Origin of the sequence: Pseudomonas sp. JAI115, assembly GCF_014200835.1 — a bacterium.
Taxonomy (GTDB): domain Bacteria; phylum Pseudomonadota; class Gammaproteobacteria; order Pseudomonadales; family Pseudomonadaceae; genus Aquipseudomonas; species Aquipseudomonas putida_A.
In genome coordinates, this window is sequence record NZ_JACHCY010000020.1 from 15443 (window position 1) to 39592 (window position 24150).

27 protein-coding genes, 1 pseudogene and 1 riboswitch are annotated in these 24150 nt (G+C 60.6%); of the genes and pseudogenes, 16 read left to right on the forward strand and 12 right to left on the reverse strand.

Annotated features, from left to right (window positions below):
• Positions 1-42: 42 nt before the first annotated feature.
• Positions 43-807: a helix-turn-helix domain-containing protein gene (locus HDC30_RS26900; RefSeq protein WP_097086291.1), complete on the forward strand. Its 765-nt coding sequence runs from the start codon at positions 43-45 to the stop codon at positions 805-807.
• Positions 808-924: 117 nt separating this feature from the next.
• On the opposite strand, the gene HDC30_RS26905 is transcribed toward HDC30_RS26900, so the two are convergent.
• The gene (locus tag HDC30_RS26905; RefSeq protein ID WP_183785888.1) at positions 925-1554 is read right to left on the reverse strand and encodes a LysE family translocator; all 630 of its coding nucleotides are present in this window, start codon (positions 1552-1554) and stop codon (positions 925-927) included.
• Positions 1555-1797: 243 nt separating this feature from the next.
• Here HDC30_RS26905 and HDC30_RS26910 point away from each other — a divergent pair, with 243 nt between their 5' ends.
• The 3 genes from HDC30_RS26910 to HDC30_RS26920 all read left to right on the forward strand — a co-directional run bounded on the left by HDC30_RS26910 (position 1798) and on the right by HDC30_RS26920 (position 4632).
• Complete coding sequence (locus HDC30_RS26910; protein ID WP_183785890.1) at positions 1798-2763, forward strand: 2-hydroxyacid dehydrogenase; 966 nt, start codon at positions 1798-1800, stop codon at positions 2761-2763.
• A 33-nt stretch (positions 2764-2796) separates the two neighbouring features.
• The gene (locus HDC30_RS26915; protein ID WP_027612205.1) at positions 2797-3795 is read left to right on the forward strand and encodes a class I SAM-dependent methyltransferase; all 999 of its coding nucleotides are present in this window, start codon (positions 2797-2799) and stop codon (positions 3793-3795) included.
• A gap of 40 nt (positions 3796-3835) precedes the next feature.
• Positions 3836-3958: riboswitch (yybP-ykoY riboswitch) on the forward strand.
• 89 nt (positions 3959-4047) lie between these two features.
• Complete coding sequence (locus tag HDC30_RS26920) at positions 4048-4632, forward strand: TMEM165/GDT1 family protein (protein WP_003228090.1); 585 nt, start codon at positions 4048-4050, stop codon at positions 4630-4632.
• 123 nt (positions 4633-4755) lie between these two features.
• Here the strand turns inward: HDC30_RS26920 and HDC30_RS26925 are convergent, their stop codons facing one another.
• Complete coding sequence (locus tag HDC30_RS26925; RefSeq protein ID WP_027612207.1) at positions 4756-5574, reverse strand: M48 family metallopeptidase; 819 nt, start codon at positions 5572-5574, stop codon at positions 4756-4758.
• 1352 nt (positions 5575-6926) lie between these two features.
• On the opposite strand from HDC30_RS26925, the pseudogene HDC30_RS29650 reads away from it, so the two are divergent.
• Both HDC30_RS29650 and HDC30_RS29655 read left to right on the forward strand, forming a co-directional pair.
• Positions 6927-7124, forward strand: a pseudogene (locus tag HDC30_RS29650) (HAMP domain-containing protein); the annotation flags it as partial.
• A gap of 111 nt (positions 7125-7235) precedes the next feature.
• Positions 7236-7979, forward strand: a complete 744-nt coding sequence (locus HDC30_RS29655) for a methyl-accepting chemotaxis protein (protein WP_371917797.1) — start codon at positions 7236-7238, stop codon at positions 7977-7979.
• A 198-nt stretch (positions 7980-8177) separates the two neighbouring features.
• Here HDC30_RS29655 and HDC30_RS26935 read toward each other — a convergent pair whose 3' ends face one another.
• The 3 genes from HDC30_RS26935 to HDC30_RS26945 are packed head-to-tail and all read right to left on the reverse strand — an operon-like array spanning position 8178 to position 9290.
• Positions 8178-8801, reverse strand: a complete 624-nt coding sequence (locus HDC30_RS26935; protein WP_047599203.1) for an SOS response-associated peptidase — start codon at positions 8799-8801, stop codon at positions 8178-8180.
• A gap of 36 nt (positions 8802-8837) precedes the next feature.
• Positions 8838-9098 carry a putative signal transducing protein gene (locus tag HDC30_RS26940; RefSeq protein WP_003228093.1) on the reverse strand — a complete coding sequence of 87 codons (261 nt, stop codon included), beginning with the start codon at positions 9096-9098 and terminating at the stop codon, positions 8838-8840.
• 9 nt (positions 9099-9107) lie between these two features.
• Positions 9108-9290, reverse strand: coding sequence for a CPXCG motif-containing cysteine-rich protein (locus HDC30_RS26945; RefSeq protein ID WP_183785894.1), 183 nt, complete (start codon positions 9288-9290; stop codon positions 9108-9110).
• Positions 9291-9432: 142 nt separating this feature from the next.
• Here HDC30_RS26945 and HDC30_RS26950 point away from each other — a divergent pair, with 142 nt between their 5' ends.
• The gene (locus HDC30_RS26950) at positions 9433-10596 is read left to right on the forward strand and encodes a 1-acyl-sn-glycerol-3-phosphate acyltransferase (RefSeq protein WP_171061843.1); all 1164 of its coding nucleotides are present in this window, start codon (positions 9433-9435) and stop codon (positions 10594-10596) included.
• 143 nt (positions 10597-10739) lie between these two features.
• Here the strand turns inward: HDC30_RS26950 and HDC30_RS26955 are convergent, their stop codons facing one another.
• Complete coding sequence (locus HDC30_RS26955) at positions 10740-11018, reverse strand: hypothetical protein (protein ID WP_007967709.1); 279 nt, start codon at positions 11016-11018, stop codon at positions 10740-10742.
• Between the two features lie 194 nt (positions 11019-11212).
• On the opposite strand from HDC30_RS26955, the gene HDC30_RS26960 reads away from it, so the two are divergent.
• Positions 11213-11419, forward strand: a complete 207-nt coding sequence (locus HDC30_RS26960) for a hypothetical protein (protein WP_027612213.1) — start codon at positions 11213-11215, stop codon at positions 11417-11419.
• 110 nt (positions 11420-11529) lie between these two features.
• Here HDC30_RS26960 and HDC30_RS26965 read toward each other — a convergent pair whose 3' ends face one another.
• The gene (locus HDC30_RS26965) at positions 11530-12114 is read right to left on the reverse strand and encodes a YajG family lipoprotein (protein ID WP_003228101.1); all 585 of its coding nucleotides are present in this window, start codon (positions 12112-12114) and stop codon (positions 11530-11532) included.
• A 205-nt stretch (positions 12115-12319) separates the two neighbouring features.
• Here HDC30_RS26965 and HDC30_RS26970 point away from each other — a divergent pair, with 205 nt between their 5' ends.
• On the forward strand, positions 12320-12553 hold the full coding sequence (locus HDC30_RS26970) for a hypothetical protein (RefSeq protein ID WP_003228102.1): 234 nt from the start codon (positions 12320-12322) through the stop codon (positions 12551-12553).
• A gap of 709 nt (positions 12554-13262) precedes the next feature.
• Complete coding sequence (gene mqo, locus HDC30_RS26975) at positions 13263-14771, forward strand: malate dehydrogenase (quinone) (protein WP_183785896.1); 1509 nt, start codon at positions 13263-13265, stop codon at positions 14769-14771.
• Between the two features lie 183 nt (positions 14772-14954).
• Here mqo and HDC30_RS26980 read toward each other — a convergent pair whose 3' ends face one another.
• The 3 genes from HDC30_RS26980 to HDC30_RS26990 all read right to left on the reverse strand — a co-directional run bounded on the left by HDC30_RS26980 (position 14955) and on the right by HDC30_RS26990 (position 16526).
• The gene (locus HDC30_RS26980) at positions 14955-15242 is read right to left on the reverse strand and encodes a PA4642 family protein (RefSeq protein WP_096797272.1); all 288 of its coding nucleotides are present in this window, start codon (positions 15240-15242) and stop codon (positions 14955-14957) included.
• Positions 15243-15305: 63 nt separating this feature from the next.
• Positions 15306-15791, reverse strand: a complete 486-nt coding sequence (locus HDC30_RS26985; RefSeq protein WP_183785898.1) for a hypothetical protein — start codon at positions 15789-15791, stop codon at positions 15306-15308.
• A 177-nt stretch (positions 15792-15968) separates the two neighbouring features.
• Entirely contained in the window at positions 15969-16526 is a 558-nt protein-coding gene (locus HDC30_RS26990; protein WP_016987197.1) for a hypoxanthine-guanine phosphoribosyltransferase, read from the reverse strand.
• Positions 16527-16687: 161 nt separating this feature from the next.
• On the opposite strand from HDC30_RS26990, the gene upp reads away from it, so the two are divergent.
• Both upp and HDC30_RS27000 read left to right on the forward strand, forming a co-directional pair.
• The gene (gene upp / locus HDC30_RS26995) at positions 16688-17326 is read left to right on the forward strand and encodes a uracil phosphoribosyltransferase (protein WP_003228118.1); all 639 of its coding nucleotides are present in this window, start codon (positions 16688-16690) and stop codon (positions 17324-17326) included.
• Between the two features lie 2 nt (positions 17327-17328).
• Positions 17329-18603 (forward strand): uracil-xanthine permease family protein, encoded by a 1275-nt coding sequence (locus HDC30_RS27000; protein ID WP_003228120.1) that lies wholly within the window; start codon positions 17329-17331, stop codon positions 18601-18603.
• Between the two features lie 111 nt (positions 18604-18714).
• Here the strand turns inward: HDC30_RS27000 and hemH are convergent, their stop codons facing one another.
• Both hemH and HDC30_RS27010 read right to left on the reverse strand, forming a co-directional pair.
• The gene (gene hemH / locus HDC30_RS27005; protein ID WP_183785900.1) at positions 18715-19740 is read right to left on the reverse strand and encodes a ferrochelatase; all 1026 of its coding nucleotides are present in this window, start codon (positions 19738-19740) and stop codon (positions 18715-18717) included.
• Positions 19741-19753: 13 nt separating this feature from the next.
• Positions 19754-20656 (reverse strand): TIGR01777 family oxidoreductase, encoded by a 903-nt coding sequence (locus HDC30_RS27010; protein ID WP_183785902.1) that lies wholly within the window; start codon positions 20654-20656, stop codon positions 19754-19756.
• Between the two features lie 197 nt (positions 20657-20853).
• On the opposite strand from HDC30_RS27010, the gene HDC30_RS27015 reads away from it, so the two are divergent.
• The 4 genes from HDC30_RS27015 (at position 20854) to HDC30_RS27030 (ending at position 24144) form a co-directional block, all read left to right on the forward strand.
• Complete coding sequence (locus HDC30_RS27015) at positions 20854-21840, forward strand: NAD(P)/FAD-dependent oxidoreductase (protein WP_007967686.1); 987 nt, start codon at positions 20854-20856, stop codon at positions 21838-21840.
• Positions 21837-22052 (forward strand): TIGR02450 family Trp-rich protein, encoded by a 216-nt coding sequence (locus tag HDC30_RS27020; RefSeq protein ID WP_027612220.1) that lies wholly within the window; start codon positions 21837-21839, stop codon positions 22050-22052. Before HDC30_RS27015 ends, HDC30_RS27020 begins: the two co-directional genes overlap by 4 nt.
• Before the next feature lie 188 nt (positions 22053-22240).
• Entirely contained in the window at positions 22241-23203 is a 963-nt protein-coding gene (locus tag HDC30_RS27025) for a DUF523 and DUF1722 domain-containing protein (RefSeq protein ID WP_027612221.1), read from the forward strand.
• On the forward strand, positions 23203-24144 hold the full coding sequence (locus HDC30_RS27030; RefSeq protein ID WP_027612222.1) for a MerR family transcriptional regulator: 942 nt from the start codon (positions 23203-23205) through the stop codon (positions 24142-24144). Before HDC30_RS27025 ends, HDC30_RS27030 begins: the two co-directional genes overlap by 1 nt.
• Positions 24145-24150 lie beyond the last annotated feature (6 nt).

Genomic DNA, 24150 nt, shown 5'->3' on the forward strand with positions numbered 1-24150 from the left:
GCGAAAAAGCGCATACCTGCCAACCAGGTCATCGAATCCGACATGTTGATCAGCCACTTCGAACACGGCCCGGTGAGTGCCTATCCCCGGGATTATCTGGACGGCGCGCACCAGTCGCTACACCTGCATCGCGAGGCGCAGTTGCTGTATGCCGTCCGAGGGATCATGCGGGTGGTCACCGACCTCGGTGCCTGGGTGATTCCGCCAAGCCGCGCAGTGTGGATTCCGCCGCAAGTCGCGCACGAGATATTCATGTCCGGCGATGTGCAGATGCGCTCGCTGTTCATTGCCCCCGAGCTGTCACCGGCCAGCCTGCAACAGTGCTGCGTGCTGGCGGTGACGCCGCTGTTGCGCGAGTTGATCCTGCGCGCCGTGCAGGGCCCGCCGCACGCGGATAATCCGCTGATCCAGCAGTTGATGCTGGAAGAGCTCGCCAGCCTGGAAAACCTGCCGCTGCACATTCCAATGCCTACTGACCGACGCCTGCAGAACATCTGTCTGGCGTTGCTGCACACACCGGATCACCCCAACACCCTGGAAGACTGGGCGCAGCAGGTCGGCGCCAGCTCACGCACTCTGGCGCGGCTGTTCCAGCGACAACTGAAGATGAGTTTCAACGCCTGGCGCCAGCAACTGCGCCTGATGGAAGCGCTACCGCGCCTGCTCGCCGGGGACAGCGTGCAGCGCGTGGCGCGGGACCTGGGGTACGGCAGCGCGCGGGCGTTCAGCGCGATGTTTCGCCGTTTGCTCGGGGACAATCCCAGGGAGTACCTGAATAATCTGAGCAAACTCAGCGAGCTTGTGTAAGGCCCTGTGGGAGCGAGCCTGCTCGCGAAAGCGGTCTTTCAGCCACCAGTAATGTCGACTGATCCAACGCATTCGCGAGCAGGCTCGCTCCCACAGTTTTAAGTCGCGGTTCTGAGATCAATGCATCTCGGTAAACGCGATTTTCACGCCGAGAGCGATCAGCAACGCGCCCATGGTGCGGTCGAACCAATGGCCCATGCGGGCAAAACCGGCACGTACACGTTGCTGACTGAACAGCATCGCCACCAGACAGAACCAGAACGCGGTCGCAACGGCCAGGTAAACCCCATAACCCGCCTGCACCGCCAGCGGCGTGTGCGGGTTGATCACCACAGTGAACAGCGACAGGAAGAACAGCGTGGCTTTCGGGTTCAGGCCGTTGGTGACGAAGCCCGAGGTGAACGCGCCGCGCGCCGTGCGTACGCCGGCCTCTTTGTGCAGATCATCGGTAACGGTTTTCGCCGGCTGCGCGCGCAAGGCCTTGAAGCCGATGTACAGCAGGTACGCGGCGGCGGCCCATTTCAAGGCGTTGAACAGCACGATCGACTGCGACACGATCAGGCCGATGCCGAGCAGCGAATAACCCACATGCAGGAAAATCGCCGTGCCCACGCCCAGTGCGGTCCAGGTGCCGGCGCGACGACCATGGGTCACGCTCTCGCGCACCACCACGGCAAAGTCCGGGCCGGGGCTGGCCACGGCCAGCAGGTGGATCAGTGCAACGGTCAAGAACTCGGTCCAGTACATGGGGGCTCCTCTGGGGGTGATCATCAGCTTGAACACATCGCCTGAATGCTTTTCCCCTGTGGGAGCGGGCTTGCTCGCGAATGGCGTTGTGTCAGGCAACCTTTATGGGTCTGACACGCCCTCTTCGCGAGCAAGCCCGCTCCCACAGGTTTTGTGAGCACCTCGGGCACTGCGTAACGTTTTGTTTCATCTGGTAGGCTCGGCAGATTACGCCTTCCGTTCCAAGCACAAAAGGTACAGTTGATGACGAACCCGCGCCGCGCCGTATTCCTCGATCACCCGTCACTGGATCTCGGCGATCTCGACCTCAGCCCGTTGCGCGCCTGCTTCAGCGACCTGCAACTGTTCGCCCAGACTGCGCCTGATCAAGTCGCCGAACGCCTGCACGGGGCCAGCGTGGCGATCACCAACAAGATCCGCATTGATGCCGCCACGATGGCCGCCAACCCGGATCTGCAACTGATCCTGATCACCGCCACCGGCACCAACAATGTCGATCTGGACGCGGCTCGCGCCCACGGCATCACCGTGTGCAACTGTCAGGGTTACGGCACGCCGTCGGTGGCGCAACACACGATCATGCTGCTGCTCAACCTCGCCACCCGCCTCGCGGATTATCAAAAAGCGGTCGGCGAAGGTCGCTGGCAGCAGGCCAGACAGTTCTGCCTGCTCGACTATCCGATCGTCGAACTGGAGGGCAAAACCCTCGGCCTGCTTGGTCATGGCGAACTCGGCGGTGCGGTCGCGCGACTGGCCGAAGCATTTGGCATGCGTGTATTGCTCGGACAGATTCCGGGCCGCCCGGCGCGGCCGGACCGTCTGCCACTGAACGAACTGCTGCCGCGGATCGACGCCCTGACCCTGCACTGTCCGCTCAACGAACACACCCGGCACTTCATCGGCGCCCGCGAGCTGGCGGCGATGAAACCCGGCGCCTTTGTGGTCAACACCGCTCGCGGTGGTTTGATCGACGAGCAAGCCTTGGCCGACGCGTTGCGCAACGGTCACCTCGGCGGTGCGGCGACCGATGTGCTCAGTGTCGAACCGCCGGTCAACGGCAATCCGCTGCTGGCGGCCGATATTCCACGGCTGATCGTCACCCCGCACAACGCCTGGGGCAGTCGCGAAGCACGGCAGCGCATCGTCAGCCAATTGACCGAAAACGCCCAGGCATTCTTCAGCGGTACAGCGCTGCGGGTCGTCAGTTGATAAACTACGGCACTTTTTTTCCAGGGAGCAGTTATGGATCCGCGCAGTGAAGTACTGCTTCGTCAGGCCGAGTTATTCCAGGGTTCGCTGTTGTTGGCCGGTTTGCCTGCCGACGATCTGCTCGGGCGCCTGCCCAATGCGTTCGGCTGGTGCTGGCATGCCGGCGATCAGGCCGCTCTCGATGCGCGCTTCGAAGGTCGCAGCCATTTCGGCGTAAACGTGCCGGAGCGCGAGTTCGACAGCGCCGTGGTGTTTTTGCCCAAGTCCAAGGATCTGACCGATTACATCCTCAACGCGGTGGCCGCACGTCTGCCCGGGCGCGAGGTGTTTCTGGTCGGGGAAAAACGCAGCGGTATCGAGGGTGCGTCCAAGCAGCTCAACCCGTTCGGCAAGCCGCGCAAACTCGACAGCGCCCGTCACTGCCAACTGTGGCAGGTCACCGTGGCCAACGCGCCTGAAGCAAAATCGCTGGAAAGCCTGGCGCAGACTTATGAGCTGCCGCTGGCCGAAGGCCCGCTTAAAGTCATCAGCCTGCCGGGCGTGTTCAGCCATGGTCGACTGGACCGCGGCAGCGCCCTGCTGCTGGAGCATCTGGACAAACTGCCGAGCGGTCATCTGCTGGATTTCGGTTGTGGCGCCGGGGTGTTGGGCGCGGCGGTCAAACGGCGTTATCCGCACAATCAGGTGACCCTGCTCGACGTCGATGCCTTCGCCGCCGCCAGCAGTCGCCTGACTTTAGCGGCCAACGGTCTGGACGCCGAAGTGCTGACCGGTGACGGTATCGACGCTGCACCGATGGGTTTGAACGCGATTCTGAGCAACCCCCCGTTCCATGTCGGCGTGCACACCGATTATTTCGCCACCGAGAACTTGCTGCGAAAAGCGGCCAAACATCTGAAAAACGGTGGCGAACTACGCCTGGTTGCGAACAGCTTCCTGAAGTATCAGCCGCTGATCGAAGAGCATCTGGGCGTGTGCGCGATCAAGGCCGAAGGCAATGGTTTCCGGATTTACCGGGCCAAGCGTGGCTGAAAATTTGTTCTTGCTCTATCGGTTTTGCGAAGGCAGAATCCGCTCCGTCCTAGGGGAGTAGTCTCCCACGAGCGCCAAGCTCGTCCGGCATACGTCAACATACTTGATCCTCAGATCATGGCGTATGCGACCCAAGCGTCCGCACCAGACGGATCGCAGGGTTTGACAAGACCTATGACACGCACACCTTACCCGGGGCGGGAAGGCTGTACGTGTCATAGCCGTGTCGACCCGCCCCTTAGGAAAATCCTGATGCTGGACTCGTTACTCGTTCCCACCGCAATTGTTGCCTTGGCCGAAATCGGCGACAAGACGCAACTGCTCGCGCTGATTCTCGCCGCTCGCTTTCGCAAACCCTGGCCGATCATTGCCGGTATCGTCGCTGCGACCCTGGCCAACCACGCGGCAGCCGGTGCGGTAGGCGCCTGGTTCGGCAGCTTTTTCTCCGATTCGGTGCTGCACTGGATTCTTGCCGCGAGCTTCACCGCCACTGCGCTGTGGACGCTGGTCCCGGACAAGATGGACGACGATGAAGCCAGCACCGCACGCAAGTTCGGCCCCTTCCTGACCACGCTGATCGCGTTTTTCCTCGCGGAAATCGGTGACAAGACGCAGATCGCCACCGTGATGCTGGCGGCGCAATACCCTGAGCTGTGGCTGGTGATCATCGGCACCACGGCGGGCATGCTGATTGCCAACGTGCCGGTGGTATTGGCGGGTAATTTTGCTGCGGAGAAACTGCCGCTGACCCTGATCCGTCGCCTGGCCGCTTCGGCGTTCTTCATTCTGGCGATCGTGGCGGTGTACAAGGCGATGCAGAGCAGTGGCTGGATTTAACCCCGTAAGTCGGTAGACCGAGTTATCGTTCTTCGCGAGCAGGCTCGCTCCCACAGTGGAATGCATTCCAAAGGTGGGAGCGAGCCTGCTCGCGAAGGGGCCATCAGCCTTGCGGCAAAACCATCAGGATTTCGGCGCTTTCTCGTACAACGGCATCACCTTCGGAATCGCTGCCTGCAGCGAGGCGATCCGGCTGGACGAGGCCGGGTGGGTGCTCATGAACTCCGGCGGTGCGCCTTCCGAAGCCTTGCTCATCTTGTTCCACAAAGTGATCGCCGCATTCGGGTTGTAGCCGGCGCGGGCGGCCAGTTCCAGACCGATCAGGTCGGCTTCGTTTTCGTTGGCGCGGCTGTTGGGCAAGGTCATGCCGTAATTGGCCACGGTGTCGGCCAGCGCCAGGCTGTCCTGACCCAGACCGAGCAACGCACCGGCACCCTGCTTGGCCATTTCAATGCCATAGGCCTTGGACATCGCTTCACGACCGTGTTCGCGCAGGGCGTGGGCGATTTCATGGCCCATGACCGCCGCGATTTCATCGTCGGTCAGCTTCAGGCTGTCGATCAGCCCGGTGTAGAAAATGATCTTGCCGCCAGGCCCGCAGTTGGCGTTGAGCTCGTCGCTCTTGATCAGATTGACTTCCCACTGCCACTGCGCCGCATCCGGACGAAAGTTCGGTGCCTGGGCGATCAGCCGGTTGGCAATCGCCTGAACCCGCTTGGCCTCCGGGCTGGTCTTGTCCAGCACGCCTTTGCTCGACGCCTCGCCGACGGTCTTCTGGTAGGACTGGGCATACATCTGGTCGACCTCTTGCGAGGACAGCATGCTGAACATGTACTGCTTGCGCTCCACACCGACGGCTCCGCCGCTGGTGGTGTTGACCGACTGACAACCGGCCAGCAACAGCGCTGCGCTCAGTGCACTTACAACCAATGTCTTGTTCATTCAAAAGCTCCCTGAAAACCTGCCGCGTATCGTAGGGGGTGAATTGTATCGGCGCCAGATACAACAGACGTGTTGCAGCGTCTTTCGGAAGTTTCCCACCGCTGTTGTCGTAAAAAATTCACAGCAACCGGCAAGTCTGCTGCCGCTGCGTCGCGCACCGATCCATTTGCGACATCCTCCGCCCTTTGTTCCGCTCAACGCTCATGGCGCCATGCCTGCTGCCGATACAACAGCGCAGACGTCCTCTTGCGTGCGGAGCTCCCATGAAGTTCAAGTCGATCCAGTTTTCCGTCGCCGCCCTGGCCGGCGCCATCGTCCTCAGCGTGGTTGCTGCGCTGGTGCTGTACGCGCTGTTCTCCGGCGCCCGCACCCAGGAAATGGTGCAACAGCGCACCCAGGCGCAGTTCGAGCAAGTCATCGAACAACGCCTGACCTCGCTGGCGCAGACCCAGGTCAGCCAGATCCAGCGCGAACTCGAAGCACCGTTGCTGATTGCCGGCGGACTGGTGCGGGTCAACGCGCTGCTCGGCACACCGGGCGCCGACGGCCAGCCGCGCCTGAGCGTCAGCCGCGAGCAACTGATCAGCCTGATCAAGGAGAACGTCGAGCAGAACCCGAAGATTCTCGGCACCTACATCGGCTGGGAAAAAAACGCCCTGGACCACAATGACGCGGCCTACGTCGGCAGCGCCGTGACCGGTATCGATCCCGCCAACGGACGCTTCCTGCCGTGGTGGTTCCGCAATACCGACGGCAGTCTGGGCGTGGACAAACTGGCCGATGTCGACGATCAGAAAACCCTGTCCACCGGGGTACGCGCCAGTGAGTACTACCTCTGCTCCAAGGAAACGAAAAAGCCCTGCGTGATCGATCCGGCGCCGTACAAAGTCGGCGACAAGGTCGTGATGCTCGCCTCGTTCATTGAACCGATCATGCTCAACGGCGCATTCCAGGGCATCGTCGGCGCCGACCTGTCGGTGAACTTCATCCAGGACATGCTCCTCGGCGCCAACCAGAAGTTGTACAGCGGCGCCGGGCAAATGGCTCTGATCGGCGGCAACGGCCGGATCGTTGCCTACACCAAGGACACCAGCAAATTCGGTGAAAAGGTCAGCGACATTCTCGACGCCGAGCAGATCGCCAACATGGCCAATCTCAAACGCGGCGAAGTCACCTACTCGGTCAACAAGGACAAGGGCCGCATCGAGCTGTACCTGCCGTTCGGCATCGGCCAGACCGACGCGCGCTGGACCTTGATGCTGCAACTGCCGTTGAACGCGGTGATGGCGGATCTGCAAAAACTCCAGGCCGACCTTGATGCACAACGCAAGTCCGACACCTTCGGCATGGCCATGGTCGGCCTGATCATCGCCGCCATCGGTTTGTTGGTGATCTGGCTGGTGGGTCATGGCATCGCCCGGCCCCTGAAGCAAATGGTCGCCATGCTCGATGACATCGCCAAAGGTGAAGGCGACCTGACCCGCCGCTTGAGCAGTGATCGCAGCGATGAGCTCGGCTCGATTGCCAAGGGCTTCAACACCTTCCTCGCCAAGTTGCAGGCGATGATCACGCAGGTGGTGACGTCAGTGCAGAGCGTCAGCGATTCCTCGGAACACACTGCCGACATCGCGATTCGCACCAACATCGGCATTCAGAAACAGATGGCCGAGATCGATCAGGTTGCCACGGCGGTGCAGGAGATGACCGCCACCGCGCAAGACGTGGCCCGCAACGCCACTCAGGCTGCGCAAGCCGCCAGCCACGCGGATCAGGCTGCCGGCCAAGGCATGCAGATCGTCCGTGATACGTCGAACTCGATTGGCGTACTGGCGGTGGAAATCGGCAAAGCGGTGGAGGTGGTGCAGACGCTGGCCAAGGACAGCGAAAACATCAACGCGATCCTCATCGCGATTCGCGGGATCGCCGAGCAGACCAACCTGCTGGCGCTGAACGCAGCAATCGAAGCGGCGCGGGCCGGCGAACAAGGGCGCGGCTTTGCGGTGGTGGCGGACGAGGTGCGCAATCTGGCACAGAAGACCCAGAAGGCCACCGAAGAAATCCAGAGCATGATCCAGCAGCTGCAACAGGGCACCCGCGATGTGGTGCGGGTCATGGAGGACAGCCAGAACCGCACCGACGAAAGCGTGCAGCACGCGGCGAAAGCGGCTGAAGCGCTGGAGACAATTACTCAGGCGGTGTCGGTGATCAATGACATGAATACGCAGATTGCCAGTGCGGCGGAAGAACAGAGCGCAGTGGCCGATGACATCAACCGTAACGTGATCAATATCGGTCAGGTGGCGAATGAAGTGGCGGGCGGTGCGGATGAGTCGAGTTCGGCCAGTGCGGGTCTGACTAAATTGGCGGAGCAGCAGCGGCGGCTGATCAATCAGTTCAAGGTCTGAAAAGCGAAAAGCCCCTCACCCTAACCCTCTCCCAGAGGGAGAGGGGACTGACCGAGTTGTCTCCCGTCATACATCGACCTGAAATAACCAGTCGATTATGGATTCAAAGCTGAGCGTTCAAGTCGGTATATTTCGTCAATATCCCCCCAATCAGTCCCCTCTCCCTCAGGGAGAGGGTTAGGGTGAGGGGCTTTTGACTTAACCCGGGGTCAGGCATTCCGGCCCATTGAGCTTCGGATCATTGACCAGATTCGCCAGCACCCGCTCGCGCAATGCCGCCGGCTCACTGGCGAGCAAGCCCTGAAGCACATGCAACGGCGTCGCGGGATCGAGCCAGGCCGCCTGCCCCGCCTCATCGAGAATCAACGGTCGGCGCTGACTGGCCGCCGGCTGCGTGATGACGGCGGTGCTCAGCCACACCTGCTCCTGCACCGGATAGGCCTCCCAGATCGCCGCGAAAAACAGCGACGAGCCCTCCCCCGGCGTCAGCCAGTACGGGCGCTTGCGCAGGTTGCCGCGCCATTCGTAGAAACCGTTGGCCGGCAGCAGACAGCGGCGCAGGCGCAGCGCCTCGCGGAACATCGGTTGCTCGGCCACTGTTTCGGCCCGGGCATGCGCCGGTGTTTTCGACAGATCGGTCAGCCACGGCGGCGTCAGGCCCCAGCGGGCGCGGGCCAGCGTGCGTTGGCCGTCAGCCTCGGCACGCAGCATCAACACCGAATCATTGGGGGAAATGTTCCACTGCGCCTGCTGATCGGCGGGAAATCCGGGCAGGGCCGCGAAATCGCGATTCCAGCGAAACAGGGCATAACGTCCACACATGGGGCAACACGACTCAGAAATAAAACGAACACCAGCCTAACAGACCAGCGTCCCGGGGAAGCTCTCCGGTTCATCGCCGGGCAGCGGCAGCGCGGCATTGTACGCGGTGATCAGTTCGCGGGCGTATTCGGCCTGATCGTTTTCGACCGACAGTCCCAGCAGGCCGAAGATCGGCAATTCACCGGTGCCACCGAGCAGATCGCGACCCACCAGATGCGCCTCGATGCCTTCACTGGCGAGCATGCCCTTGAGCATCTCGCCTTCCATCAGGTTTTCCGGCTCGTAGATTCGCTGCATGGGCGCCCCTCACTCGTTTTCGCTGAAGACTTCCAGAAACCAATCCTCGCCATGCACCTGCAAGACAAACGTAATCGGTCGACAACACACCTGACAGTCCTCGATGTAGGTCTGATCGCCTGCGGACAGGTCCACCGTCGTATCGACCTCTTCACCACAATACGGACATTCATACAGTGCGCTTTCCAGCATCGCGGTCTCCCAGGTGACTTGTGCGTATAATCGCCGGTCTATTTGCAGGGCTATTTTTGTCTGGCTACCTTTTCAGACCGTGCCCCGTTGGTTTTCGATCAAAACCTTTACTTACCCTAGCCGTTTCCAACAAGAGAGCATGATGGGCGAATTCGATGCCATCCGACCTTACGACGACAGCGAAGTACCTGCGGTACTGGCAAGACTGCTCGGCGACAAGGCGTTTCTAGATATCCTCACCCACTTCCGCTTCCCGCGTTTTGCCGGTGCCTTCGGCTGGATGCTCAAACCACTTATAGCCCATCGGCTGCGTCGTGAGTTTGCCGACGTGACCTCCGTGGCCACTTTGCAGGACAAAGTCGAGTTCTACGTCGACCACACCATCGAGCGCGCCACTGATGGCGTGACCTACACCGGTGTCGAGCAATTCAAGTCCGGCAGCGCCTACCTGTTCATCGCCAACCACCGCGACATCGTGATGGACCCGGCCTTCGTCAACTATGCGGTGTACCACGCCGGCCTGCCGACCCCGCGCATTGCGATCGGCGACAACCTGCTGCAAAAGCCTTTCGTCAGCGACCTGATGCGCCTGAACAAGAGTTTTATCGTGCATCGTTCGATCACCGGGCGCCGCGAGAAGATGGCGGCGTATCAATTGCTGTCGGCGTACATCAACCACTCGATCCGCAACGATTGCGCCTCGATCTGGATCGCGCAGGCTGAAGGCCGGGCGAAGGATGGCGACGACCGTACCGAGTCGGCGATCCTCAAGATGTTCCACATGAGCCGCAAGGACGAGCCGTTCGGCGAAGTGATTCAGTCGCTGAACCTGACCCCGGTGTCGATCAGCTACGAATACGACCCGTGCGACCAGGCCAAGGCCCGCGAGTTGTACATCCGCGCCACCACCGGCACCTACGCCAAGGCGCCGGGCGAGGATGACGTGAGCATTGCCAAGGGCATCACCGGTTATAAGGGCCGGGTGCACGTGAACTTCGCTGCGCCGATCACCGAGCTGTTCGAAGACACCAAGCAATTGGCGGTCGAGATGGACAAGCAGATTCTCGGCGGTTATCGCCTGTTCCCGGTGCATTACCTGGCATACGCGCAGTGGGCCGATGCCGATCCGCAATTGAACGTGCCGAAGGCTGCCGAAGTGTTTCCGGCCGATGAGCTGGCCAAGGCGCAGGAAGAATGGCAGCGCCGCCTGGACGCCTGCCCTGAAGAGCACCGTCCGTATCTGGTGCTGCAATATGCGACGCCGGTGCGCAATCAGTACCGGGTGAAGGCTGGGTTGCCGTTGTAAACAGGCATAGCGGAGCCCCTGTGGCGAGGGGATTTATCCCCGATGGGTCGCGAAGCGGCCCCAGGATTCTGCCTGAATAATCATGGGCCTGCTGCGCAGGCCATCGGGGATAAATCCCCTCGCCACAAGGTTTTGCATTCGCTTCAGAAGCGCGTGCTGATCCATGAGACGATCAGGGCCAGGCCAAGGCAGGCAAAACCGAAGCGGTAGAAAAAGCGGTTCATGCGCAACGTCGCCCAATCCAGAATCGGCTCGGCATTCGGTTGAGCCTGGCGTTGCGCGGCGATGCTGGCCATGGCGCGTTGTTCACGACGGCGGGTCGCGTGCAGCAGCCAACTGCCCGGGAAGGCCAGTGCCAGCGCCAGCAGGTTGATCAATTTGGCGGGATGGGCGGTAAACAGCGTCATCAAGTGCAGCGACATCACAGACCTCGGAACTGAATCGGTGTGGCAGACGCCCGATCGACGACTGCGGCGCGGATTCTACCGAAACACTCCGCCACCGCCCTACCCTTTGCGACAAATAACCTGACAATCGACCGATGGCTGTCCTGTGTCACGGCATCGTCATTTACATCGGCCACCATGCGCGCCTCGAAACACACATGGAACGCGACATGCTGCACGCCGAAAACCAGGATCGCCTGTACCTCATCACCCCGACCGACGAACAACAAAGCCTCGTCGGCAGCCTCGCCTTCAATGTTCAGGATCGCCACTGGCTGGTGTATTGCGCCCTCGGCGGGCATCAGCATGCGGATTTGCCGGAGACGGATTTGCTGACGGGTGTCAGCGTGCTCGACTTCTACTCCCAGGCCGCCTGACACACGCCTGCCCCCTCCCACAGTTGTATGAGTATTCAGATAAATTGTGTGGCCACAAAAAAGCCCGGAGCCATCACTGGCGCCGGGCTTTTTCACATCAACCGCACAGCTTACTCGGCGAGGATCTGACCCACGGTCGGGTCCTTGAACAGGCGAGTCAACGCATCGCTCAACACGTCGCTGACCAGCTTGGTGTTGGTTTCCTGGTTCGGCGCCATGCCGAAACGCTGGTCCAGCGAAGCGCCGTAGCGGCCGCTGTAGCGACGGTTGCCACTCTGCACGTCGGAGCGGAAGGTCGCGCCGATGGTGGCTTCGGTCACGTACATGCCTTCTTTCGGCGACTGGTACTTCAGCTCGGTCAGGGTCACGGTCAGTTGCGGCGCGTTCATCCCGTTGCTGGTCGGGGTGAAGCCGAGCAGACGTACGGCGGCTTCAGCCTGCGCCTGCAACTTGGGCAGGATCTGCTCGCGCTGCACGGTGATGGCGCTGGTTTCCGGGTACAGGCCGCCGCGGGTGCCGAGAGTTGGCGACGGACGACCGTCAACCACACGCACCACCACTTGCTGGCCATGGCCGACCGGGGCCAACTGCGTGGTCAGCTTCGGTTCCGGGCTCAGTTGTTGCGGGCTGTGGGCGCAGCCAACCAGGGTCAAACTGGTCACAGTGATCAAACCGAACAACAGGCGTTGCAACATGCTCTTTTCTCCAGAATCAGGCACAAACAGGCCGGCAGTATAGCGGTGGGCCACTGCGGGTCACCAGCACCCGACAGTGAATACTCAAATGTCTGACCCAGCCGTGGGAATGCGGTTCCTGTCACAGATTATTCACCGCCCATACACGTTGGCGTCACGGCCGCCCGGCAAGCTTCAAACCAGTCCTCCAACAAGGTACTCGGCCATGCGCTATCTGATCTCGTTGTTCGCCCCACGCCCACTGCACCGCAGCTTTGCCCTGCTCGATCGCAACGGTCATTGCCAGGCATTCAAGCAGTGCAGCCTGCAGCCGATGGGCGATGGCTGGGTGGAAATCGAAGAAATCCGTCTCAACTGGTTGCACCAGCCTCTGCCCGCCAGCGCCCGCGTCATACCGTCGCAGCCCCGCGCACGCGTGCAAGCGATGTTGAGCATCTGACCGGATGCCTAATAAAAGTCATTAAACACGAGCAACTGCCCGCATTTCTTCGATACAATCTCCCCCCGATTATAAGGACGTCTCCTGATCGGGCCCCGCAACACCGTCAATGCGCATGCATCGACACCCAAATCGCCCACAGAGAGCCGCCCACACAGATCGAGTGAAGTTGGCGCGCTTGCCTGTTCTTCCGGCAAAAACCCCGCTTTTCCCGAATCTGCAGAGCTGTCATGACGCTCGGCCACCGCGTTGTTTTGCCCTTGCGGGCAGGGTGCCAGGCCTGGACAGCCCTTTTTTGAGGTTCACGTCTTCAAAAGAGCGTGAAAAAAACGGGTTTTCACAACTTCACAAGAGTGTGGCGAGCAAATGAAAAGTTTTGCGTCTGAACATGCACCATTAGCGTCTGAAACAGCCCAACGACACAGGACCGGGTATACCTCGAACATCGGAGCCTGAAGCCTGTCCGCTACGGATTTGGTTGCACAAAAACGGATGTCTCGACCATAAGTCGAATTGCCAGCCGCGTGCTGAAATGAGTTCATGGAGCTCTTGAAGCCAGGCCGCATGCATCCGTCGAAGTTGCGAAAAATTGCGAAGATTCGGACATGACGAACCTGACCATGGGTATCCGGGGCGCAACTGACCTGCCCCGTCACTCCCTGGCAGCCATGCCGACAATTTGGTGCTGCAGATTTTGGAGACGCGTTAAATGGCGCATAACGAAGCAGTCGACGTAGTTCTGGTTGGGGCGGGCATCATGAGTGCCACCCTGGCAGTACTGCTCAAAGAGCTCGACCCGGCGATCAAGCTGGAAGTCGTCGAGTTGATGGATTCCGGTGCTGCGGAGAGTTCCAACCCGTGGAACAACGCCGGTACCGGCCACGCCGGCCTGTGCGAGCTGAACTACACGCCGCAGGCAGCCGACGGCAGCGTCGATATCAAGAAAGCCGTGCACATCAACACCCAGTTCGAAGTGTCCAAACAGTTCTGGTCGTACTTGACCAAGAAAGGCACCTTCGGCTCGTGCAAATCCTTCATCAGCCCGGTGCCGCACCTGAGCTTCGTTCAGGGTGACAAAGGCGTGTCGTTCCTCAAGGAACGCTTCAACGTGCTGCACAAGCACCACGCCTTCTCCGACATGGAATACACCGAAGACAAGGCCAAGATGGCCGAGTGGATGCCGCTGATGATGCCGGGCCGCTCGCCGGATGAAGTCCTGGCCGCCACCCGCGTGATGAATGGCACCGACGTCAACTTCGGCGCTCTGACCAATCAGTTGCTCAAGCACCTGACCAGCGCACCGGACACCCAGGTCAAATACTGCAAGCGCGTCACCGGCCTCAAGCGTAACGGCGCCGGCTGGACCGTCAGCATCAAGGACGTCAACAGCGGCGCCAGCCGTGAAGTCGACGCCAAGTTCGTCTTCCTCGGCGCTGGCGGCGCGGCTCTGCCATTGCTGCAGGCTTCGGGCATCGAAGAAAGCAAAGGCTTCGGCGGCTTCCCGATCAGCGGGCAATGGCTGCGTTGCGACAACCCGGAAGTGGTCAAGCACCACCAGGCCAAGGTCTACAGCCAGGCCGCCGTCGGTTCGCCACCAATGTCGGTGCCGCACCTGGACACCCGCGTGGTCGACGGCAAGAAATCCCTGCTGTTCGGGCCATACGCCGGTTTCACCACCAAGTTCCTCAAGCACGGTTCCTTCATGGACCTGCCGCTGTCGGTGCGCGTCGGCAACATCGGACCGATGCTGGCGGTGGCGAAAAACAATATGGACCTGACCAAGTACCTGGTCAGCGAAGTGATGCAATCGATGGAGCAGCGCCTGGAATCGCTGCGTCGCTTCTACCCTGAGGCGAAAGCCGAGGACTGGCGTCTGGAAGTGGCCGGCCAACGGGTACAGATCATCAAGAAAGACCCGAAAAAAGGTGGCATCCTGCAGTTTGGTACCGAACTGGTCGCGGCGAAAGACGGCTCCCTCGCCGCCCTGCTCGGCGCTTCGCCAGGTGCTTCGGTAACCGTTTCGATCATGCTCGAGCTGATCGAGAAATGCTTCCCGGCCAAGGCCAAGGGTGAGTGGGCGGCCAAACTGGCGGAGATCTTCCCGGCCCGCGAGAAGGTTCTGGAAACCGATGCTGCGCTGTATCGCAAGATCAACACGCAGAACAACATCGCGCTGGAACTGGTTGAAGAAAGCAGCGAGACCCCAAGCTTCGCTTGATCTTGCGGCATAAAAAAACGCCCCGTACTCAGTGAGTGCGGGGCGTTTTTTTTATGGCCAGTATTTGAAACACTGACCTCTGTGGCGAGGGAGCTTGCTCCCGCTTGAGTGCGCAGCGCTCACAAGAGTTTGGGGCCGCTGCGCAGCCCGGCGGGAGCAAGCTCCCTCGCCACAGGGATGGTGTTAGGCGCGGGATTTTTCGATCAGTTCGATATAGTCCGGGGCATTGCGCTGATCGGCGATCAGGTCAACGAAGGTCTTGCCGTGCTCGTCCTTGCCATCCACGTCGTAACCGGCAGCCACGAAGAACGTCAGGAAGCGCTCGAAATCGTCGATGCGCAGGCCACGGTAGGCCTTGATCAGTTTGTGCAGCGACGGCGAAGTGGCATCGACCGGTTCAAAATCGAGGAACAGCTTGATCTGCTCATCGCCGATCTCGTCACCAATCACCTGTTTCTTATCTTTACGCATTGCCGACTCCAGCTCGCAGACATTACACGGGGCGGGCAGTTTACCCCTGCCCAGCCACCAGGCTCAACGCGAACGAACGGCCCCGGTGTGCAGATCGGCCCAGATGTGGCCGTTGGCGTAACTGAGGAACTGTACATACACGGTGTCGTTGCGCAGCAAATCGATCACCACCCGGTACTGGGCCAGCGGGTAAAACAGGGTCAGGGTTTTGCTCTTGTCGTCATAAGCCGGTTTTTTCAGGCTTTTGCTTTCGCCATCGAAATTGACCAGCACCTGGGCGATGGTTGCGCCCTTGTTCAGCGACTTACCCTTGAGGCGAATCATCAGCGGCGACGTGACCGGAATCGGCTGCTGATTGGACTGGCGTTGTGCGCCGACCACCACCGAATAATCGGTGACCTGCAGCAGTTGTTGCTGCTCGGGTTCGGCATCGCGCAGGGTCAGGTCGTCCGGCGGCAGGAATTGACTGTGCATCGGTGCCGGGGCGGCGGCCAGAGGCAGGCTGAGGGTCAGCAACAGGGCGGCAATGCTGCGGATCAAGAGGCTCATGACAGGCTCCGGGGGCGGGGCCGAGCACTCTAGCATGGGGAACGCGGATGGATCAGCACACACAAAACAACTGTGGGAGCGAGCCTGCTCGCGATAGCGTCGTATCAGTCAACATCAACATTGCTGACAGACCGCTTTCGCGAGCAGGCTCGCTCCCACAAGGGATAGCGCGGGGTCTTACATGCCTTTAACGGCAAAGATCCCGTTGGCGTTGCGCCAGTAGCCTTTGTAGTCCATGCCGTAACCGAAGATGTAGCGGTCAATGCACGGCAGGCCGACGAAGTCTGCCTTCAGATCAGGACGCGCCTTGCGGTCGTGATCCTTGTCGATCAGCACGGCGGTGTGCACTTTGCGTGCGCCGGCGTGTTTGCAGAAGTCGATGATCGCGCCCAGGGTGTGACCTTCGTCGAGGATGTCGTCGATGATCAGCACGTCGCGGTCGATGAACGAGACTTCCGGCTTGGCTTTCCAGAACAGGTCGCCGCCGCTGGTTTCGTTGCGATAACGGGTCGCGTGCAGGTAGGACGCTTCCAGCGGGAATTGCAGGTGAGTCAGCAGTTTGCCGGAGAAGATCAGGCCGCCGTTCATCACGCAGAACACCACCGGGTTGCTATCGGCCAGTTGTTCGTTGATTTGTGCACCGACGCGGGCGATGGCGGCCTCGACTTCAGATTCGGTGTACAGGCAGTCAGCCTCTCGCATGATTTGACGGATATGCTCGAGATCAGCGGACATGGCGCTCTCCAGGGGGATGTTTTCGGAAAAGCGGGCAAAGGTACGCATCCCGTGAGGTCGAATCAAGCCTTAATGGACTAACGTACTCAATGTCCTATAGGACATCACCCTCGGATAGATTAATCTAGGCCGGTTTTTTTGCCCGCCGCCGGAGTTTTTCCATGCCCATCCTCGAGATCCGCCACCCGCTGATCCGCCATAAACTCGGCCTGATGCGCCGCGCCGATATCAGCACCAAGAATTTCCGTGAGCTTGCTCAGGAAGTCGGCGCCCTGTTGACCTATGAAGCTACAAAAGATCTGCCGCTCGAATCCTACGATATCGCCGGTTGGTGCGGCACTGTGTCGGTGGAAAAAATCGCCGGCAAGAAGATCACCGTCGTGCCGATCCTGCGCGCCGGCATCGGCATGCTCGAAGGCGTGCTGAGCCTGATCCCGGGTGCCAAGGTTTCCGCTGTGGGCGTTGCCCGCAATGAAGAAACCCTGCAAGCACACACTTATCTGGAAAAACTGGTTCCGGAAATCGACGAACGGCTGGCGATGATCATCGACCCGATGCTCGCCACCGGCAGCTCCATGGTCGCGACCATCGATCTGCTGAAGAAAGCCGGTTGCAAGGACATCCGCGCAATGGTGCTGGTGGCCGCACCGGAAGGCATTGCTGCTGTGGAACAGGCTCACCCGGACGTGACCATCTACACCGCTTCCATCGATGAGCGTCTGAACGAACACGGTTACATCATCCCAGGGCTTGGCGATGCCGGTGACAAGATCTTCGGTACCAAGCAGAAGGACGCGTGAGCATGCAGCAAGAGTTCAACGATCCGCTCTGGCGCACGGTGCTGTCCGGCGCCCAGATGCTGTTCGTGGCTTTCGGCGCCCTGGTGCTGATGCCGCTGATCACGGGTCTTGACCCGAACGTGGCACTGTTTACCGCGGGTCTGGGGACGATCCTGTTCCAGATCGTCACCGGGCGTCAGGTGCCGGTGTTTCTGGCGTCGAGCTTTGCCTTCATCACCCCGATCATTCTCGCCAAGGGCCAGTTCGGCCTCGCCGCGACCATGGGCGGTGTGATGGCGGCCGGTTTCGTCTACACCTTCCTCGGCCTCGCCGTGAAAATCAAAGGCACCGGTTTCATTGACCGGCTGCTGCCGCCAGTGGTGATTGGTCCGGTGATCATCTCGATCGGTCTGGCCATGGCGCCGATTGCCGCGAACATGGCGATGGGCAAGGCGGGTGACGGTTCCGAGCTGATCCACTACCAGACCGCGATGATGATCTCGATGCCGGCCCTGCTGACCACGTTGATCGTGGCGGTGTTCGGTAAAGGCATCTTCCGTCTGGTGCCGATCATTTCCGGGGTGCTGGTCGGTTTTGCCATGTCGTTCTATTTCGGCGTGGTCGATACCGCGAAGATTGCGGCGGCGCCATGGTTCGCCCTGCCGCACTTCACCGCACCCGAGTTCAACTGGCAGGCGATCCTGTTCATCGTTCCCGTGGCGCTGGCTCCGGCCATTGAGCACATCGGTGGCGTGATCGCAGTCGGCAGCGTGACCGGTCGTGACTACCTGAAAAAGCCTGGCCTGCATCGCACCCTGCTCGGTGACGGCATCGCCACCACGGCGGCCGGTCTGTTTGGCGGCCCGCCGAACACCACCTACGCCGAAGTGACCGGCGCGGTGATGCTGACCAAGAACTACAACCCGAAAATCATGACCTGGGCGGCGATCTTCGCCATCACCCTGGCGTTCATCGGCAAGTTCGGCGCGCTGCTGCAAAGCATTCCGGTGCCGGTGATGGGCGGGATTCTGTGCCTGCTGTTCGGCTCGATCGCGGCAGTGGGGATGAACACTTTGATCCGTCACAAGATCGACCTCGGTGAGGCACGCAATCTGGTGATCGTGTCGGTGACCCTGGTGTTCGGTATCGGCGGTGTGCTGGTCGGCACCGGCACTGGCCCGGACGACTTCGGCCTCAAAGGCATCGCGCTGTGCGCGGTGGTGGCGATTGCGCTGAACCTGATTCTGCCGGGCAATGATGGCTGGAAGAACAAGAAGGCGGATGAGCCGCTGATCTAAGGCTTTAGATCTTTATTGTCTGACAGATAGCTTTCGCGAGCAGGCTCGCTCCCACATTGATCTTCGGTGCGCTGAAGATCCCCTGTGGGAGCGAGCCTGCTCGCGATGCTTTCAGAGGGCTAACGGCGCTCTCTCGCACAGGGTTGCCAACGCCTTCGCCCATTGCGGGTCGTCATTCAGGCACGGCACCAGCACCAGCTCCTCGCCCCCCGCTTCGCGGAACTGTTCCTTGCCGCGATCACCGATCTCTTCCAGCGTCTCGATGCAATCGGCGACAAACGCCGGGCACATCACCAGAATCTTCTTCACCCCGCTTTGCGCCAACTCGTCCAGCCGCGCTTCAGTGTAGGGTTCGATCCACTTCGCCCGCCCCAGACGCGACTGAAACGACACCGACCATTTGCCATCGGCAATGCCCGCGCGCTTGGCGAACTCTGCGGCGGTGCGCATGCACTGGGCGCGGTAACAGGTGGCCAGGACTGCCGGCGAAGCGTTCTTGCAGCAATCCGCGTTTTTCAAGCAGTGATTGCCAGTCGGATCGAGCTTGGTCAGATGCCGCTCCGGCAAACCATGGAAGCTCAGCAGCAAATGATCGTAGTCCTGCTGCAAATGCGGGGTGGCGCTGGCGACCAGCGCGTCGATGTATTCCGGCTGATCGTAAAACGGTTGCAACACTGAAAGCTGCACATCGAGTTTGTTCTCGCGAATCACCCGCTTGGCTTCTTCGATCACCGTAGTCGTGGTGCTGTCGGCGAACTGTGGATAAAGCGGTGCCAGCGTGATGCGCTTGTGCCCCGCCGCCACCAGTTGCAGCAACTTGGTTTCAATCGACGGCTCGCCATAACGCATGGCCAGCTCCACCGGGCCGTGGGTCCACTGGTTGGTCATCTGCTGCTGCAGACGACGGCTGAGCACCACCAGCGGCGAACCCTCCTCCCACCAGATCGAAGCGTAGGCATGGGCCGATTGCTCAGGGCGCTTGATCAGGATCAGCGACACCAGCAGCCGCCGCACCGGCCACGGCAGGTCGATCACATACGGGTCCATCAGAAATTGATTGAGGTAGCTGCGTACATCGGCCACCGAGGTGGAGGCCGGGGAACCCAGGTTGACCAGAAGCAAGGCGTGATCGGTCATGCATCGTCCTATTTCAAAGGCGGCCGGAGAGATCATCCAAAGCCGCGCGCAAATCCGTGAACTGGAAAGTGAAACCCGCTTCCAGCAAGCGTGCCGGCACGGCCCGTTGGCCACCCAGCAACAGCAATGACATTTCGCCAAGCCCGACCTTCAGCGCCAGGGCCGGCATCGGCATGAACGCCGGGCGGTGCAGCACACTGCCCAGCGTCTTGGCAAACTCGCGATTGCGCACCGGTTTCGGTGCGCAGGCATTATAAGGACCGCTCGCCTGATCGCGGTGCAGAAGAAAATCAATCAGGGCGATTTGATCATCGATGTGAATCCACGGCATCCATTGCCGACCATTGCCCAGCGGCCCACCCAACCCGAGTTTGAACGGCAGCAACAGCCGCGACAAAAAGCCGCCCTCGGCCGACAGCACCAGCCCGGTTCGCACCAGCACCACGCGGATGCCCTGACCTTCGGCACGCTGGGCGGTTTCCTCCCAGGCAATGCACAACTGACTGGCAAAATCGTCGATCACTGGCGGCGAATCTTCGGTCAGCTCGCGTTCGCCGCCGTCGCCGTACCAGCCAACAGCCGAACCGGAGATCAACAACGCCGGTTTCTGCTGCCGTGTTTCCAGCCAGGCCAGCAGGGTTTCGGTGAGGGTGATGCGGCTGCTCCACAGCAACGCCTTGCGCCGGTGGGTCCATGGCCGATCCGCGATCGGTGCACCGGCCAGATTGACCACCGCGTCCAGCGGCGCGTTGCCGAAGTCTTCCAGACGCGCAATCGCGCGCACCTGCGCGCCACAGATTTTCGCGACCCTTTCCGGGCGTCGACTCCACACCGTCAATTGATGGCCCTGCCCCGACCAGTGTCGGCAGAGCTGACGGCCTATCAAACCAGTACCGCCGGTCAGCAATATGTGCATGACATCTTCCTCGCGTGGCGTTTTACCCGGATCACTAGTCTATTTTTATAAGCAGGGATCTTTTCTATCGGGCAGGCTCTATTGTTTAACCATAGGCCAAGCTGTCAGAACGAGAACGCTAGAAGTTATACCAAAAAACAAAATTGTACAGGTTTCATTGACGGCGTAGTCTGTACAGAAAGGTAAACGAGGCCCCTATGACTGTACCTATCGCAATCATCGGCACCGGCATCGCCGGACTCTCCGCCGCGCAGGCGCTGACAGAGGCCGGACACACCGTCCAGCTCTTCGACAAAAGCCGCGGCAGTGGCGGACGCATGTCGAGCAAACGCAGCGACGCCGGTTCGCTGGACATGGGCGCGCAATACTTCACCGCCCGCGACCGGCGTTTCGTCACCGAAGTGCAACGCTGGCAGAGCTTGGGCTGGGTCGCCGAGTGGACGCCGCAGCTCTACACCTTTCAGGGCGGGCAACTGAATCTGTCGCCGGACGAACAGACGCGCTGGGTCGGCACGCCACGCATGAGCGCGATCACCCGGGGTTTGCTCGACGGTCTGGAAGTGCACTTCGCCTGCCGTATCACCGAGGTGTTTCGCGGTGAAGAACACTGGCACCTGCAGGACGCCGAAGGCTTCACCCACGGTCCTTTCAGTCACGTGGTGATTGCAACGCCAGCGCCGCAAGCCACGGCGTTGCTGGCTGCCGCACCAAAACTCGCTGGCGCCGCCGCCGGGGTGAAAATGGACCCGACCTGGGCCGTTGCCCTCGCCTTCGATACGCCACTGGATACACCGATCGAAGGTTGCTTCGTGCAGGACAGTCCCATCGACTGGCTGGCACGCAACCGCAGTAAACCGGGGCGCGATACCACCTGCGACACCTGGGTGCTGCATGCCAGCAGCGCCTGGAGTCGGCAACACATCGACCTGTCCAAGGAAGCGGTCATCGAGCAACTGCACGGCGCATTCGCCGAACTGCTGCACAGCGCGATGCCCGCTCCGACTTTCAGCCTCGCCCACCGCTGGCTCTACGCACGCCCTGCGACCGGCCACGAATGGGGCACGCTGGCCGACGCCGATCTGGGCTTGTACGCCTGCGGCGACTGGTGCCTGTCGGGGCGTGTCGAAGGGGCCTGGCTCAGTGGCCAGGAAGCTGCACGCCGTTTGCACGAACACCTGCAATGAATCGCATCAATCCGCAAAAATTGCTGCTGTCGAAGTGGACAGCAGCCCACCCGCAAAACCGCGAAAAACATTTTCTGGTCACCGAACTGTTCCGGGATGAGGAAGGCACGGTGCTGGAGATTGAGTTGCAGGCGGTGCTGACCAAGCGCGCCGAACGCCTCGATTGGCAGACGTTGAAGAACAATGATCACTGGTTACTGGGCTGGCAATAAAGATCCTGTAGGAGTGAGCCTGCTCGCGATGGCGTCGCATCATTCAACATCAATGCTGCCTCCCACAGTCGATCGTGGTAAACCTGGAAAAACTTATACAAATGAGTTGACTTGTACACGCATGAATCTATGCTGAGGAAAAGTTGTACAGAGATAAATATCTGTACAGGAATAGATTCGAGGTGTGCATGTCCGATCTTTCTGCTTCCCGGCCAAAAATCGCCATCAGCGCCTGCCTGATGGGCGCCGAAGTGCGCTACAACGGCGGGCACAAGGAATCGCGGTTGTGCAGCCGCACCCTTGCCGAGTATTTCGAATTCGTGCCGGTATGTCCGGAAGTCGCGATTGGCCTGGGCATCCCGCGCGAACCGATCCGCCTGGTTGGCGATCCCGATGCTCCTGAAGCTATCGGTACGGTCAATCCGCAAATCAATGTCACCGAACCACTGGCAGCCTACGGGCAGAAAATGGCCGGCGAGCTCAATGACATCTGCGGCTATATCTTCATGCAGCAGTCGCCTTCGTGCGGTCTGGAGCGGGTCAAGGTCTATCACGCCAACGGCGCGCCGGTGAACGGCGGCGGCCGTGGCATCTACGCTCAGGCGTTCTGTGCGCAGCACCCTGACCTGCCGGTGGAAGAAGCCGGACGCCTGAACGATCCGGTGTTGCGGGAAAACTTCATCACCCGCGTGCTCGCCTACAGCGCCTGGCAGCAGGTGCTCGAACAAGGCTTGAGCCGCCGCGCACTGACCGAATTCCACTCACGCTACAAATACCTGCTGATGGCACACAACCCTGAGCAATACAAAGCCTTGGGCAAACTGCTGGGCAACATGGCCAAGACCGATCCGGTTGAACTCGGCCCGCGCTATTTCAGCGAGTTGATGAGCGCGTTGAAGAAATGCGCTACCCGCCGCACCCACAGCAACGTGCTGCAACACATCAGCGGCTACCTGAAACAGGCGATCAGCCCGGAAGACAAACAGGAAATGCAGCATGTCATCGGCCAGTACCGCCACGGCATCGTGCCGCTGGTGGTGCCGTTGACTCTGCTCAAACACCACTTTCGCCAACACCCGGATCCGTACATTGCGCGGCAGGTTTACTTGCAGCCGCATCCGGAAAACCTCAGCCTGCGAAACGCCATTTGATGAACGATAAACTCGACACCAGCGCCCAGGAAGACCTCGGCGCCGACTTCAAGAAAGCCCTCGACGAGGGCTGGCTGCCGATCCGCGAAGTGGCGCGGCAGACCGGGGTCAACGCCATCACCCTGCGCGCCTGGGAGCGCCGTTACGGGTTGATCGTGCCGCAGCGCACGCCCAAGGGCCATCGCCTGTATTCCAGCGAACATGTGCAACGAATCCTGACCATCCTGACCTGGCTTAATCGAGGCGTGGCTGTCAGTCAGGTCAAACCGTTGCTCGATGCTCCGCAAGCCTTTACCGAGACGGTGGAAAACGACTGGCAACGGCAGCGCCAGTCCTTGCTCGGCGACGTCATCCAGCTCAATGAGCGCAACCTCGACGATAGCATCAACCAGGCCATGGCCCTGTACCCGCCACGCACCCTGTGCGAGCAATTACTCCTGCCGCTGCTGGCCGAACTCGAGCAGCGCTGGCAAGGCCAGTTCGGCGCACAGATGGAACGGGTGTTCTTTTATTCCTGGTTACGCAGCAAATTCGGCGCGCGCATCTACCATAACAATCGGCAATTACACGCTGCGCCGTTGCTGCTGATCAATCACTCGGACCTGGCACTGGAACCTCACCTGTGGCTATGCGCGTGGCTGATCAGCAGCGCCGACTGCCCGGTGCAAGTGTTCGACTGGCCGCTACCGGCCGGAGAGCTGGCGCTGGCGGTCGATCATCTGCAAGCGCGGGGAGTGCTGCTGTATTCCAGCAAGGCGATGAATCTGGCGCAGCTGCCAAAACTGCTGAATGGCATCGGCACTGCAAAAATGCTCGTCGGACCAACGGTATGCATCCACCAGACCGAGTTGTCCGTAAGAACCCCTGAGATCGCTGATCTGATCCTGGCCGAAGACCCGCTCTCGGCACATCAGGAACTGGTTCAGCGTGGGCTGATTTGATGGAAA